The following is a 13,404-nucleotide window of genomic DNA, read 5'->3' as shown; positions in this document are numbered from 1 at the left end:
AACCGCCAAAGGTGGTGGGAGGTGAGGGGCAGATAAAGGGATACACACCGGCCCTGTCCCGCCCTATCTATTACCCATGCAGGCCTTTGCCGAACTTCTGGACCGACTTGTCCTCACCCCGTCGCGCAATGGCAAACTGCGCCTGATGGTCTCCTATTTCCGGCACGCGCCGGACCCGGACCGCGGCTATGCCCTTGGTGCGCTGACCGGGGATCTGGACCTGAAAAGCATCAAGCCCGCCGCAATCCGCGAGCTGATCACGGACAGGATGGACCCGGAACTCTTCCGCCTGTCCTATGACTATGTCGGCGACATGGCCGAGACCGTTAGCCTTGTCTGGCCGACAGAACGGCGCGCGAACCGGTCGCCGCCTCTGTCGGAAATTGTCGAAGCGCTGGAGGAGGCCACCCGGCCAGGAGCGCAGCGTCTGGTCGCTGGCTGGCTAGACGGGCTGGACCCGACAGGCCGCTGGGCACTGTTGAAGCTGATCACCGGCGGCTTGCGCATCGGTGTATCCGCGCGGCTGGCAAAGCTGGCGCTGGCCGAGTTCGGCAGCGTCGACGTGACGGAAATTGAAGAGATCTGGCACGGCCTCGCCCCGCCCTATGAGAGCCTGTTTGCCTGGCTGGAAGGCAAGACAGACAGGCCGGAACCAGACATCCGCGCGCCCTTCCGACCGGTCATGCTGGCTCATCCGCTGGTGGCGAAAGCTGACCGGGACAATCCGGATGCGGTCGATCCGGCACTGATCACACCGGAGGCCTTCGCCGCCGAATGGAAGTATGACGGTATCCGCGTACAGGCCACTTCCGAAAACGGTGTGCGACGCATCTATACCCGCACAGGGGACGACATCTCCCACACCTTCCCGGATGTGCTGGCGGCGATGGAGTTCGAAGGCGCGATTGATGGCGAGCTGCTGGTACGCGCAGAGGACGGGGAAAGCGTCGCGCCATTCAATGCGCTGCAACAACGGCTGAACCGCAAGACCGTCTCGAAAAAGCAGATGGAGACACACCCCGCCTTCATCCGCGCATATGATTTGCTGCAAGATGGCGAGGAAGACGTCCGCCAGCTGAGCTTTCGGGAACGGCGCGCACGCCTCGAAACCTTCATCACCCGCGCGGAAAGTGCGCGGTTCGACCTGTCGCCCCTCGTACCCGTCACGACGGTGGAGGCGCTGGATGCTCACCGTATGAAGCCCCCTGCCCCGGAGATTGAAGGCCTGATGTTGAAACGCTGGGACAGCCCCTATCTGCCCGGCCGGGTGAAAGGCTATTGGTACAAATGGAAGCGTGACCCGTATCTCGTCGACGCTGTTCTGCTTTACGCTCAGCGCGGCCATGGGCGCCGATCCAGCTTCTATTCAGATTTCACCTTTGCCGTGTGGCGCGATGAAGACGGCGAAGAGCGGCTCACCCCGGTCGGCAAGGCCTATTTCGGCTTTACCGATGAGGAGCTGAAACAATTGGACAAATTCGTCCGTGACAACACGATTGAACGGTTTGGCCCAGTACGCTCAGTCACACCGTCGCTTGTACTTGAAGTGGCGTTCGAAGGCCTGCAGAGATCTGCCCGCCACAAATCCGGCATTGCCATGCGCTTTCCGCGTATCAACCGCATCCGCTGGGACAAACCCGCCGAAGAGGCCGACCGTCTGGAAACATTGGAGGCGATGCTGCCGCAATAAAAAGGGCCGGACAGAAACCCGCCCGGCCCTTTGAAATTTGGTACGGAAGAAGAAATCCTTAAACGGACTCTTTCAGTTCCTTGGAAACGCGGAAGGCAACTTTCTTCGACGCCTTGATCTTGATGGACTCACCCGTTGCCGGGTTGCGGCCCATGCGTGCCGGGCGCTTGCGCACTTCCAGCGTGCCGAGGCCGTTCATGCGGATACGTTCGCCTTTCTTGAGGCGCTTCGTGATCCGGTCAGCCATGTCCGCAAAGATTTCCTCGGACTGTTTCTTCGTGAGGCCATGAGCCTCTGCGATTTCGACAGACATCTGACGCAGGGTCGTTGTCGTTGCCGTTTTCGGCGCAGCCTTGGCAGCAGCAGCTTTGGCCGGAGCGGCCTTTTTCACTGGTGCAGCTTTTTTGGCAGGAGCAGCTTTCTTCGCCGGTGCAGCTTTCGCAGCAGCAGGCTTCGCAGCTGGCTTTTTCGCCGTGGTAGCCGCTTTAGCAGCGGCCGGTTTCGCAGCGGCCTTCTTGGCCACAGGTTTCTTTGCCATGAGCAAATTCCTCTATTGAGTCTCCGCAGAGACGGCGGCGTATAACGCAAATTCACCCGATGGCATCATACTTTTTTCAGCCGTAACTTATTTGCCACCTGGAAATTCAGGCACATATGACGAGCATGGAAAAACGTCTGTCTCTGATCATCATCTTGCTGGGCCTACTGCAGCCCCTGTCCGGGGCGCTTGCCCCTGCCTTTGGAATTGGCACGCCAATTGGAAATGCCACACGCGGCATCACCGCGCCGGAACAGCCCCTGCCGCTTTTCTTTTCCATATGGAGCGTAATCTTCCTGACATATTTCCTGTTCGGCCTGGCCTATTGGCAGAAGCGCGAACCCTGGATGGACCATGTGGCAAAGCCTCTGGCGCTCGCTGGCCTTTTCAATGTGATCTGGATGATCAGCGCACAACTCATCGCTTACCAGCCGCTGAATTTCCTTCTTCTGTTTCCTATCGCCATCATGGCTTGGCTGGCAGCGTACAGACTGGACCGCCTGCGTGAAACCGGCTGGAGCCCAATCAAGGCATTGGCAGACATGACGACATGTCTTCTGGCAGGCTGGATCAGTGTTGCTGTCGCCATTTCCATTCCGTTGACAATCCGGAGGTTCACCGATCTTGGGCCGACTGACCTGCCCTGGAACATGCTATGGACCACGCTGATCACCGCAGGCATAGCCGCGTGGATGTTCGCGCGCTATATCAGCCGCAGCTGGTGGTACTTCATCGCACTAGCCTGGGGTGTGATTGGCATCATCCTGAACAACTGGATGGAGACACAGATGCATTGGCTGGCCATCGCAAGCGGGATTGTTCTTGTCGTGATCCTTTCCCTGCGCCTGTTTCGGGGGGCAGACGGCGTAGTCACGACCATTTGAAAAACTGGACAAGCCACACAAACTGACGCTCTCTTACAGCCAAACATAGATCAAGATCCGGCCTCCTCATGGACATAGAACACCTCACCTTGCCAGACATCGATACAACTAATTGGCCTGTCTGGCTGTCGTCTTCATGGCCCTTTATGGAGAAATGGGGGCTGGTCCTGCTCGCCTGTATCGTGATCTGGCTTGTCTCGGGTCTGGTAAAATACCTGATCATGCTGGTCGGCAAGCGAGCCACGGCAAAAGACAAATCCTTTGAAGGGTCCAGCTGGGATGTGGCCAGCTCAATTGCGCGGGTCTTCGCGCTGATCTTCATGTCTCCCCTGCCCCTTGGACTGGCCGGATATGACTGGGAAGCCATCATAGACAAACGTGGGCCCGGCGCCTTTGCAGCGGTGGCCATTCTTGTCATTGCTGTGATGTTCGCCAATTGGGTGGCCCGCTCCATGCGCGCCTTTGGCGGCAAGGCACATGCCCATCATGGCGCAGACGACACGCTGTTTGCTTTCTCCGCCTCGCTTCTGAAATACCTGATCTTTGCCATCGCCATTGTCCTGGCACTGACCCAGCTCGGCTTCCCGACAGCCTCTCTTGCCGCATTGCTCGGCGGCGCGGCGCTGGCGATCGGCCTGGCCCTGCAGGATACGCTGAAGGCGGTTGCGGCTGGCGTCATGCTGGCTCTGTTCCGCCCCTTCCGCATCGGGGACTATGTAACCTTGGCCGGCATGGAAGGCGAGATTTCCGACATCACGCCCTTCCGAACGACATTCCGGCAGATCGACAACAAGACGGTATCGGTCCCCAATGACAAGGTATGGGCCGATCCGCTGGTCAACCACACGCGCCAGACGCGCCGCCGCCTCGACCTCTATTTCGATATTTCGTATGACGACAATATGGACCATGCGCTTCAGGTTCTGCTGGCTGTTGCGAATGATCATCCGCGGGTTCTGGCCAAGTCGGAAACCTGGGTGGGCGTTCATACCCTGGCAGACTGGAGCGTGCGCCTGCGTCTGCGGGCTTTTGTTGCCACTCCGGAATTCGTGCAGGTCCGCGCGGACATCACCAAGGGCGTGAAAGAAGCCTTTGACCGCGAAGGGATCACAATTCCCTTCCCGCATCAGGTCAACATGGCGTATCGCCCGCACCCTCAGCCGGATGTTGAGCCGACTGACCTGCCTAAAACGAATGATATTGAAACCTAGATACCCTAATCCCCATACAGGAGACCGGCATGCCAGAAGACCTTACCCCTAGCGCTCTGTGGGCTGAATACTCACCCTATATTCTCGGCTTCGGCCTGAAAGTGCTTGGCGCGCTTGTTGTCCTGATCATTGGCCTGCGCATTGCCGGTTGGCTGTCAGGGACGGTGCGGAAGGAGGCGCTGAAGCGCGAAGGCATTGACGATACGCTCGGGAACTTCTTCTCATCGCTTGTTCGATGGGGCCTGATGGCAGCGGTATTCATTGCCGTTCTGCAGGTTTTTGGCGTTCAGGCCACCAGCTTTGTTGCTGTGCTTGGTGCGCTCACCCTGGCCATAGGCCTTTCCATGCAAGGCGCGCTTGGGAATATCGCATCCGGGGTCATGATCATGCTGTTCCGCCCCTACAAGCTGGGAGACTATATCGAGGCCGCAGGTGTCGGTGGCACTGTAAAGGACATCAACCTGTTCCAGACCGTGCTCGCCACGCCTGACAATGTGAAGATCCTGATGCCCAACAGCCAGGCCATTGATGGTGTGATCGAGAATTATTCCGGCTACGATACGCGCCGGGCAGACGTCACCTTCGGCATCGACTATGATGACGACATGGACAAGGCCATCGACATCATCAAAAGTGTGATCGAAGCTGATGCCCGTATCCTGAGCGACCCGGAACCCTTCGTGAAAGTAGTCAATCTGGGTGACAGCTCTGTCGACATTGCCAGCCGCAGCTGGGTGAAGGCCGACGACTACTGGGATGTGAAGTTCCATTTGACCAAAGCGGTGAAAGAGGCCTTTGATCGTGAAGGCATCTCTATTCCGTACCCGCATCAGGTGGAAATCCAGAAAAAAGCCGCCAATGACTAGAGTGAGATCGAAAGCCAAATGCCCCCCCCTCCGCCTTCTTCCGAATTGCCTGAAGTCACGGTCGAGCCGGTTCCGGCGCCGGAACCCAAGGCAAGCCAGGCGGTAGAAAAACCTCAACCGCGCCCCTTGCTGGCGCGGCTGTTCGGCATTTCCATATGGGGCGGTCTGAAGCTGATTGGCCTATGCATTCTGGTCGGATTTTTCGTACTGGCCTCGCAGTTCGATCCGACCAATCCGGATGTGAATGCGGGTGAAGCGATCATGAATGTCGCGCGGACGGCAGTGTCAGCGCTTGGGTGGGCGCTGCAGAATTTCTGGAAACCAGCCTTGGCAGGCGCAACAATTGTATTGCCGCTCTGGGTGCTCTGGCGGATGATCAGCCTGCCGTTTCGGAAATAGGGTCATTTCGGGGCGCGGGAACCCCTCTGCGGTATCTGCGTAGACTTGTTGGAAACGGGACAGGAGCCCCATATGAAATATTCTCTGATTCTAGCCCTTTGCGGCCTGATGATCACGACTGCCTGCGCCTCATCGCCCGACTATCGCCCTGCCCTGACAGATGACGGACAAGGCTATTCCTCTCAGGTTATAGAGGCGAACCGATACCGCGTCACCTATAGAGGCGATACCGCACAGACCTCGGCAGAAGTGCAAAACATGGCCTTGCTGCGCGCCGCCGAAGTAACCATGGAGCATGGCGGCGACTGGTTTGAAATCGTAGGCGACGAAACGTCTGGCGATGTGAAAACGCAGCAGCGTCTGGCGGACCAGGATATAACCACGCGCCCCGAACTACGCCGCGACTGCGGCCTCTTGGGCTGCACGACGCGCGGCTATCCGGTCGATGTGCGCCGTAGCGATATCGAAACCGAAACACGCGTCATCTACAGCCATACTCTGGAAATGGTGATCCATCAGGGGCCGAAGCCGCAAGGCAATTCCCGCGCCTATGACGCCGTCGAAACGGCTGCAAATTTGAGGACCACGATAGACTGACCCTGCGTGACAGCTTTGCAGTTGTCGCAAGCGCCTTATCATCCTCCTGGACTGTACATCCGGGAGGAAATTTCATGGACATAACAAAACTGATGTACCGCGACGGCCTGATGGAGGGCGAACGCGTTCTCATTACGGGCGGCGGCACAGGTCTTGGCAAGGAAATGGCCGAAGGCTTCCTGAAGCTCGGCGCGGAAGTGCATATCTGCGGACGGCGCGGACAGGTCTGCGAAGACACCGCGGCCGAGCTGATAGGCAAGCATGGCGGCAAGGTCGTGCCGCATGCCTGTGACACCGGGTGGCCGAGGCCATCAGTGACATGAATGACCAGATCTGGGCCCAGCACGGCCCGCTGACGGGCCTTATAAACAATGCCGCCGGCAATTTCATCAGCCGCACCGAAGACTTGTCCATTCGCGGCTTTGATGCAATTTCGAACATCGTGTTTCGCGGCAGTTTCTACATGACGCAGGACATCGGCAAGCGCTGGATCAAGGCCGGTGACAAGGGCAGCGTATGTTCCATCCTGACGACCTGGATCTGGAATGGCGGGCCGTTCGTGGTACCCTCCGCCATGTCCAAGGCCGCCGTCAACACGATGACGCAATCGCTGGCCGTCGAATGGGGCCGCTATGGCCTGCGCTTCAATGCCATCGCGCCGGGGCCCTTCCCCACCGAAGGCATGTCCAAGCGCCTGGCCCCGGACGCAGAAGGCGCAAAGCGCATGGATTCCGGCGTCTCCAATCCGATGGGCCGTGTCGGCGAAATGCACGAACTGGTCAATTTAGCCGTGTTTCTGATGGCGCACGGGGCGGAATATGTGAACGGCCAGACCATCGCGATTGACGGGGCCGCCTATAACGCCACCGGCGGCAATTTTGCCCAGCTGACGGCGTGGGGCGATGAGGAATGGCAGGCCGCGCGCGACGCTATCGAAGCTACGAACGCGAAAGACAAAGCGAAACGGACCGTGTAGACTGCCACCTCGATATGATACCATGGAGAGGATGATCGACATGTCCAGACGAATTTGCCTGACCAGCCTGCTCGCGGCCAGCGCACTGTGCGCGTGCGTGGCCCCTGCGGCGAGGATCGTCAGCGGGCCAGCCGCCGGGCCAGAAAGGGCTACGGAACATGTGATCACAGGACAGCTGACCTATCGGGAACGGATAGCCCTGATCCCCGGCAGCCTGGCGGAAGTGACCCTTATTGATGTGTCGCTGGCGGATGCGTCCTCCACGCTGATCGCGGCAGAAGAGATCGAGATCGGCACGGAGCAAGTGCCGATCCCGTTCACCCTGATCTATGACTCCACTGCGCTTGAGCCGCGGATGAGCTACACTCTGCGCGCAACGATCAGCGATCCGGAAGGGAACCTTCTGTGGACGACAGATACGATGTACCCCATTGCGGCCGACAATGGGGATATCAATATCGGCACACTGCTGCTGGTCAGTGCTGCGGTATCCTCTGTGCCCTCTTCTGCCCTGCTGGGAGAGGAGTGGATCGTCGAAGACATCAATCGAAGCGGCGTCATGGATTATGCCCGCGTTTCCATAAAGTTTGGCGCTGATGATACGGTGAGCGGAGAGGCTTCCTGTAACCGTTATACCGGCAAATATGAGCAGACCGGAAGTGATCTCGCGATCGGTCTGCTGAGCTTGACACACCGCATGTGCAGCGAAGCACAGATGGATCAGGAAAACCGGTTCACGGACATATTGAGCCGCGTTACAGAATTATCCTTTGACCAGACAGGCGCGCTCATTCTTGAAACAGATGACGGCGAAAGCCTTCTGGCACGTCGCTGGTGAATGGACAGGCGCAACGGCACCGAAGCGCTTGCCCGGCGACTGCTGGAGCTGAAGCGCGAAACGGAGAGCCTCGTAGCTGGGATCACTGGCTCCGTCGCCTCCGGCAAGACAACACTGGCCGGTGAGATCGAGGCCATTCTCGACAAGACTCACCGTGCAGAAACAATCTCGACAGACGGCTTCCTGTTTTCCAACACCATTCTGGAAGAGCGCGGACAAACCCTGCGCAAAGGCTTTCCAGAAACCTATGATCTGACAGCCATGGGCGACGCTCTGGAAGCGCTTGCCGCCGGAGAAGCCGCCTTCCCAATCTACAGTCACGTGACCTATGATGTTGACCCGGTTCTGACGCGCACCATCGCCCAGCCGGACATATTGATCCTGGAAGGGCTTGGCTTTCGCCCGCTCTCTCCGCCGCCACGTCATGACCGGGAGCCGGACATCTTGATCTATCTGGATGCGACGGAAGACAATCTGCAGACCTGGTTTCTGGAACGCTTTGTGCGCTATTGGAACGCAGCAAGACAAGATCCGTCTTCTTTCTACGCCAATTTCCTGCACATGTCTGAACCGGAACTTCTAGCCTTTGCAACATCCGTCTGGGAGCAGATTAATTTGCCTAATCTGCGGCAGCATATTGCCCCGCTCCGCGAGACGGCGGATATTGTTGTCCTGAAAGATGCCGATCATGCCATCCGCATAACGCATGACAGGATCGGCTAGTCTTTATCAGGCGTTTGGCGTGATCAGATATTTCTCGCCCGTTGCCTTGGCATTGTAGGCGTGGAGCGTCTCCAGATCGAGGGCTTCGGCGAGGGAGACCTTCTTCGTGTAGTGGCTGGCAAAGGTCGTGTTCAACTCGTCGATTACGCGCTTGTGCATCCGTTCGCGCACCTCCGGGGCTGCCTTCTCCAGGAACGGCGTTAGCAGATAGCCGCTGAGATTCCAGGCAAAGCCGACACCGGCCGGCACGATACTCGGCGACATGTCCAGCCGGCCATAGATGTAGACCTGTGTCTCGGTGCCGGATCCGTACCGGGAATATTCTTTCATCTTGCGATTGGCCGCTGCTTCCATCGCGATCAGCAACTGGCCCGCAAGCGGACCGCCGCCAATGGCATCGAAGCCCATCGTGGCACCCGTCTCAACGAGACCATTGATCAGGTCTTCCATGAAGGTGTCTGAGGAAGAATTGACGATATGTTTCGCCCCGATGCCGCGCAGGATGTCTTCCTGTTCTTTCTTGCGGACGATATTGAGGAGCGGCACGCCGTCCTTGAGACAGATCTTGTTCAGCATCTGGCCCAAATTCGATGCGGCAGCTGTGTGCACGAGAGCGGAATGCCCTTTTGCTTTCATCGTCTCGACAAAGGACAGCGCCGTCAACGGGTTCACATAGCAGGATGCGCCCTGCTCCGCCGTGGTGCCCTCCGGCAGGGCCATACATTGTGAAACATGCAGTGTGCGATATTGCTGATACATGTTACCGCCCAGGCAGGTGACCATCTTGCCAAGCAGTGCCTGCGCCGCAGGGGAGTCACCCGCCGCAATCACGGTGCCTGCCCCTTCATTACCCACGCCCAGAGACTGGCCGAGGCGGGCCTTCATGGCGCGCAGGCCACCTGCCGGCACATCAGCCGAAATAGTGGGGCTGTCTTTCGTGCCGCCCTGCATAGCGGTCGACATATCCGCGCCGCCGACGAGGAGGCCAAGGTCAGACGGGTTGATCGGCGTACCCTCAACGCGCACCAGCACCTGATCCGGACCGGGAGTTTTCACCGGCGCCTCTTCGAGGGAGAGTTCGAGCTTGCCTTCCGGTGTCACCAGCGTGCGGATCTGCAGGCTTGTCTCGGGGAGTTGGTCAGCCATTGGGTATTCCTCTCTAAGCGTTTGAATATCTGATTTTTCAGGGAGTTATAATGACCTTGCCGACGACTTCCCTGTCCGTCAGCAAGCGGTAGGCTTCACGCCACGCGTCCAATGTCAGGTTGGCATGGATGCGCGGATGAGTCTTGCCTTCCGCCGCCCATTTCCAGATGGCCTGCACATTCTCTTTGCCGCGCTCCGGAAAACGGCGGCCATACTCCCCCGCCCTCACACCGACCACGGAGAACCCCTTGATCAGGGGCATGTTCACCTTCACCTCCGGGATTCGTCCCGATGTGAAGCCGATCACCAGAAGCCGCCCGTCAAAGGCGATGCAGCGCACACTCTCGTCAAACACGTCGCCGCCGACCGGATCGAAAATCACATCCGCGCCCGCACCACCGGTCAGCGTCTTTACCTTGTCCCGGAAGCCCTGGCTGACATTGATCACATAGTCGGCGCCATGTTCCAGCACCTTGTCGAGCTTTGCATCGGAAGCAGATGTTGCGATCACCGTCGCGCCGAGCAGCTTGCCGACATCAATCGCGGCCATGCCAACGCCGCCACTTGCGCCGTGCACCAGCAATGTCTCGCCCGGCTGCAGATTGGCCCGGCGGACCAGCGCCACATAGGCCGTCAAATAGGCGGCGGAATAAGACGCTGCCTCCGCAAAATCCATAACCTCCGGCACGCGGGTCAGGCCCAATGCTGGCAGGACGGTATAGTCTGCAAAAGCCCCGGTCTTGTTGCCGCCCGCCACACGGTCGCCCGGCGCGAAATCTTCAACGCCCTCCCCGACCGCTTCAACGATTCCGGCGCACTCCATGCCCTGAATGAAGGGCAGGTCCGGTTTCAGCTGATACTTGCCCTGGCTCATCAGCAAGTCCGGGAAGTTCACACTGGCCGCCTTCACGCGGACCAGCACCTCCCCCTTCCCCGGCTCGGGCCGGGCAATTTCTGCGACGCCAAGACCTGAAAAATCCTCCGTCAGCTCATGACAGACAAGCGCTCTCATAGACGGGCAACGGTCTCGCGAACCATGTCGGCAATTTCAAGACAGGCAGCGCGCGAGCCCGGCGAGAAGCCGGTAAAGGCCGTGAAGGCGTGTGGCAGGGTTTCAAAGCATTTGTGCTTCACCGGCACGCCCGCCGCTTTCAGTCGCTTGGCATAATCATCACCCTCATCGCACAGCGGGTCATGCCCTGCTGTAACGAGGATAGCAGGCGGAAGGCCTTCCAGCTCTCCCGTCTGGGCTGGGGACAGCAATTGGTCTGACCGGTCAAAGCCTTCCGGCAGATACTGGTCCATGAACCAGTTCATCGTGTCGGTGCTGAGGGAGAAGGTTTCGCCAAAATCCTTGCGGGAGGGATAATCCTCCACCAGATCCACGGCCGGATAGATCAGCAGTTGATAGGCGGGCAGCGGCTTGTGCTCGCGCTGCATTTCCTGGCTGATAATGGCGGAGAAATTGCCGCCCATACTGTCACCGCCGACGGCTGCCATGCCCTCTGGTGCGCCATATTTCCCGGCATTGCGCACACCCCATTCATAGGCCTGGATACAATCATCAAGGCCCGCCGGAAATTTATGCTCAGGTGCCAGCCGGTAATCAACCGAGAGGACCGGGCATTTCACAACAGAGGCGAGAATCGAGCACCAGGCATGGCAGGTCTCCAGATCGCCGATCACGCCGCCACCCATATGATAATAGACCAGCAAAGGCGCTTTCGGGTCCTGCGTCTCGGGCCGATAAAGGCGGACGGGAATCTCGTTGCGGTCCGGGCCGGGAATGGAGAAATCCTCGGTCTTCACACCTGGCTCCAGCGGTGCGGCCATCGAATCCAGCTGTTCCTTTACGGCAGCCTGCACAACTTCCGGCTGCAGCGAAGACAAGGGTGGCGCGTTACGGCCATTCCAGGCCACCAATTGCAATTGCGGCTCCAGCACCCGTCCACGTATCTGAACAGGCTCGCCGCCCGCCATGCGAACCAGAATGCCGTCTGGCAGTTTGAAAATGAGCTTGGTGATCATCTGCTGCAGGCCCATGCCAGTCTCCCTGTGCTCCAAGAACCGGAAGATTAGACCTGCCAGGGCACATCCGCCAAGGGCTGGTACAGCTTTACTTTGCGGTAATCTCTCGAACTCCGCCCAGCAGCATGGACGCGGCAAACTGTGTGGCCCCGTCAACATCAATCGGACGGCGCGTCAGCATATGATCGCCCATCTCACGTGCAATGCCGATTGCAGCAGCCGTCAGATACGCCGTATCGAGTTTCGGTCCCTCATCCCTGGACAGCACATGTTCCAGGTCCAGACGGATCTCTTCTGCAACAGCCAGCATTTCCGGCGTATCCACGCGCACGCCAATCAGTGCCAAGTGCGGTGCGCCATTGCGGATCGCCTCTTCATTCTCCTGGGCGATAAAACCGAAATAGGCCCGGAAGGCATCATGGACATAGGCCTCGAAGTCCGTTGCCGTAGCGCGCACATCGCTAAGATGCGCGCGGAAGCGATGGGCGGAATCCTCGGCAATCGCCTCAAATACTTCTTCCTTGGACTTGAAGTAATTATAGAACGTGCCCGCCGCGAGCTCCGTCTCCCGGATAATGTCGCGCACAGTGGTGGCCTCAAAGCCGATCCGGGCAAATACATGACGGCCGGCATCCAGAATGGCGCGCCGATTGGCGGCTTTCGAACGGGCACGTTTGCCGGAGGGGGACGGGAGGATTTTTGCGGGTGCTGTCATGGGGACTTCCTGAGCGGGATCGCACCATCATGACCAGAGTGTCACCATGCGTCAACTTTTTACACGCCCTGCGCGAGGGCATCTGCAGTGCGGTCTCCACCCGCCTCACGTTTAAACTGGCGAAGCATGGAAACAATCACGCCGAAAACGACCCTCAGAATGATCAGCAGCAAAACTCCCAGAAGCGGTTGGCCCAGCCCGATGGCCAGAAAAGCGCCAAGGATGATAGCCACATGCAGGGTGACGATCCGGCCATAGGGCGCGAACATTTCGCTGCCGAGATCTGCGTCCCGGAACTCCCCCTTGAGGATATAGTCGCTGACATAGAGCATCAGGTTCACCGCCAGAATCGCCCCGACGAACCAGGCCATCCCCTGCCCTGACCCCAGCGCCCACTGCACCAGGCCCAGCGGGTCCTCCCCACCTGACGACATGCCCTTGCCGGACATGGACCGGATGAACAGGCCGTGGCCGTAGCAAAACATGCCATAGTGGAAGATGAAAAAGGGAATGATGAAAACCAGGCCCGCCAGATTAAGCAGGCTGGTAAAGCCCGTTCCGATCATCCGCAGAATGGTCATCACACCGATGACCAAATTCTCCAGCCAGTAGAGCGCCACCAGCGGCACCGCGCCCCAGCCATAGATCACAATCGCCAGGATCGGCAGCAGATCGACCGTCAGCACCAGCCAGGCCAACGGATTGCGATAGGTCCGCAGGACAAGTTCAGGATCGAAGAAACGCTTCATTCAGCGCCGCGCCTTCCGGGCGCCGCCCCGGTCATCCAGTCTGA

Annotated in this window: 14 protein-coding genes and 1 pseudogene; 9 read left to right on the top strand and 6 right to left on the bottom strand. The window is 58.8% G+C overall.

Features of this window, described 5'->3' with window-relative positions; translation table 11 throughout:
- The first annotated feature begins 76 nt into the window (after positions 1-76).
- Positions 77-1,690, top strand: a complete 1,614-nt coding sequence (locus HY2_RS13240) for a cisplatin damage response ATP-dependent DNA ligase (RefSeq protein ID WP_034828339.1) — start codon at positions 77-79, stop codon at positions 1,688-1,690.
- A gap of 58 nt (positions 1,691-1,748) precedes the next feature.
- On the opposite strand, the gene HY2_RS17500 is transcribed toward HY2_RS13240, so the two are convergent.
- Positions 1,749-2,081 (bottom strand): HU family DNA-binding protein, encoded by a 333-nt coding sequence (locus HY2_RS17500; protein WP_034828414.1) that lies wholly within the window; start codon positions 2,079-2,081, stop codon positions 1,749-1,751.
- Positions 2,082-2,353: 272 nt separating this feature from the next.
- Between HY2_RS17500 and HY2_RS13225 the strand changes: the two genes are divergently transcribed.
- The 8 genes and pseudogenes from HY2_RS13225 (at position 2,354) to HY2_RS13190 (ending at position 8,722) form a co-directional block, all read left to right on the top strand.
- Positions 2,354-3,112: a hypothetical protein gene (locus HY2_RS13225; RefSeq protein ID WP_162173290.1), complete on the top strand. Its 759-nt coding sequence runs from the start codon at positions 2,354-2,356 to the stop codon at positions 3,110-3,112.
- 68 nt (positions 3,113-3,180) lie between these two features.
- Positions 3,181-4,323, top strand: a complete 1,143-nt coding sequence (locus HY2_RS13220) for a mechanosensitive ion channel family protein (protein WP_051595022.1) — start codon at positions 3,181-3,183, stop codon at positions 4,321-4,323.
- A gap of 29 nt (positions 4,324-4,352) precedes the next feature.
- Entirely contained in the window at positions 4,353-5,189 is an 837-nt protein-coding gene (locus tag HY2_RS13215; RefSeq protein ID WP_051595021.1) for a mechanosensitive ion channel family protein, read from the top strand.
- A gap of 18 nt (positions 5,190-5,207) precedes the next feature.
- Positions 5,208-5,588 carry a hypothetical protein gene (locus HY2_RS13210; RefSeq protein WP_051595020.1) on the top strand — a complete coding sequence of 127 codons (381 nt, stop codon included), beginning with the start codon at positions 5,208-5,210 and terminating at the stop codon, positions 5,586-5,588.
- Between the two features lie 72 nt (positions 5,589-5,660).
- Positions 5,661-6,185 (top strand): CC0125/CC1285 family lipoprotein, encoded by a 525-nt coding sequence (locus HY2_RS13205; protein WP_034828335.1) that lies wholly within the window; start codon positions 5,661-5,663, stop codon positions 6,183-6,185.
- A 74-nt stretch (positions 6,186-6,259) separates the two neighbouring features.
- Positions 6,260-7,161 (top strand): annotated as a pseudogene (locus HY2_RS13200) (SDR family oxidoreductase).
- A gap of 40 nt (positions 7,162-7,201) precedes the next feature.
- Positions 7,202-7,999 (top strand): YbaY family lipoprotein, encoded by a 798-nt coding sequence (locus HY2_RS13195; RefSeq protein ID WP_034828333.1) that lies wholly within the window; start codon positions 7,202-7,204, stop codon positions 7,997-7,999.
- A complete protein-coding gene (locus HY2_RS13190; protein ID WP_051595019.1) occupies positions 8,000-8,722 on the top strand; it encodes a nucleoside/nucleotide kinase family protein in 723 nt (240 codons plus the stop codon).
- Positions 8,723-8,728: 6 nt separating this feature from the next.
- On the opposite strand, the gene HY2_RS13185 is transcribed toward HY2_RS13190, so the two are convergent.
- The 5 genes from HY2_RS13185 to HY2_RS13165 form a co-directional block, all read right to left on the bottom strand.
- Positions 8,729-9,868: a zinc-binding dehydrogenase gene (locus HY2_RS13185; protein ID WP_034828331.1), complete on the bottom strand. Its 1,140-nt coding sequence runs from the start codon at positions 9,866-9,868 to the stop codon at positions 8,729-8,731.
- A 37-nt stretch (positions 9,869-9,905) separates the two neighbouring features.
- Entirely contained in the window at positions 9,906-10,880 is a 975-nt protein-coding gene (locus HY2_RS13180; RefSeq protein ID WP_034828329.1) for an NADPH:quinone oxidoreductase family protein, read from the bottom strand.
- Positions 10,877-11,911 carry an alpha/beta hydrolase gene (locus tag HY2_RS13175; protein ID WP_034828328.1) on the bottom strand — a complete coding sequence of 345 codons (1,035 nt, stop codon included), beginning with the start codon at positions 11,909-11,911 and terminating at the stop codon, positions 10,877-10,879. The genes HY2_RS13180 and HY2_RS13175 overlap by 4 nt, the downstream gene beginning before the upstream one ends.
- 73 nt (positions 11,912-11,984) lie before the next feature.
- Positions 11,985-12,611 carry a TetR/AcrR family transcriptional regulator gene (locus tag HY2_RS13170; RefSeq protein ID WP_034828326.1) on the bottom strand — a complete coding sequence of 209 codons (627 nt, stop codon included), beginning with the start codon at positions 12,609-12,611 and terminating at the stop codon, positions 11,985-11,987.
- Between the two features lie 59 nt (positions 12,612-12,670).
- Positions 12,671-13,360, bottom strand: a complete 690-nt coding sequence (locus HY2_RS13165) for a DUF6498-containing protein (RefSeq protein ID WP_034828324.1) — start codon at positions 13,358-13,360, stop codon at positions 12,671-12,673.
- Between the last annotated feature and the right edge of the window lie 44 nt (positions 13,361-13,404).

The organism is Hyphomonas pacifica (assembly GCF_000682675.1).
Taxonomy (GTDB): domain Bacteria; phylum Pseudomonadota; class Alphaproteobacteria; order Caulobacterales; family Hyphomonadaceae; genus Hyphomonas; species Hyphomonas pacifica.
Note: the sequence above shows the minus strand (reverse complement) of the source record. Positions and strands in the feature narration are given on the sequence as shown.

What these genes read in the sequence shown, in the direction of transcription:
- HY2_RS13240 (WP_034828339.1), top strand. Translation starts at nt 77, where the DNA reads ATGCAGGCCTTTGCCGAACTTCTGGACCGACTTGTCCTCACCCCGTCG.
- HY2_RS13190 (WP_051595019.1), top strand. Translation starts at nt 8,000, where the DNA reads ATGGACAGGCGCAACGGCACCGAAGCGCTTGCCCGGCGACTGCTGGAG.
- HY2_RS13225 (WP_162173290.1), top strand. Translation starts at nt 2,354, where the DNA reads ATGGAAAAACGTCTGTCTCTGATCATCATCTTGCTGGGCCTACTGCAG.
- HY2_RS13180 (WP_034828329.1), bottom strand. Translation starts at nt 10,880, where the DNA reads ATGAGAGCGCTTGTCTGTCATGAGCTGACGGAGGATTTTTCAGGTCTT.
- HY2_RS13210 (WP_051595020.1), top strand. Translation starts at nt 5,208, where the DNA reads ATGCCCCCCCCTCCGCCTTCTTCCGAATTGCCTGAAGTCACGGTCGAG.
- HY2_RS13165 (WP_034828324.1), bottom strand. Translation starts at nt 13,360, where the DNA reads ATGAAGCGTTTCTTCGATCCTGAACTTGTCCTGCGGACCTATCGCAAT.
- HY2_RS13205 (WP_034828335.1), top strand. Translation starts at nt 5,661, where the DNA reads ATGAAATATTCTCTGATTCTAGCCCTTTGCGGCCTGATGATCACGACT.
- HY2_RS13175 (WP_034828328.1), bottom strand. Translation starts at nt 11,911, where the DNA reads ATGGGCCTGCAGCAGATGATCACCAAGCTCATTTTCAAACTGCCAGAC.
- HY2_RS13185 (WP_034828331.1), bottom strand. Translation starts at nt 9,868, where the DNA reads ATGGCTGACCAACTCCCCGAGACAAGCCTGCAGATCCGCACGCTGGTG.
- HY2_RS13195 (WP_034828333.1), top strand. Translation starts at nt 7,202, where the DNA reads ATGTCCAGACGAATTTGCCTGACCAGCCTGCTCGCGGCCAGCGCACTG.
- HY2_RS13220 (WP_051595022.1), top strand. Translation starts at nt 3,181, where the DNA reads ATGGACATAGAACACCTCACCTTGCCAGACATCGATACAACTAATTGG.
- HY2_RS13170 (WP_034828326.1), bottom strand. Translation starts at nt 12,611, where the DNA reads ATGACAGCACCCGCAAAAATCCTCCCGTCCCCCTCCGGCAAACGTGCC.
- HY2_RS13215 (WP_051595021.1), top strand. Translation starts at nt 4,353, where the DNA reads ATGCCAGAAGACCTTACCCCTAGCGCTCTGTGGGCTGAATACTCACCC.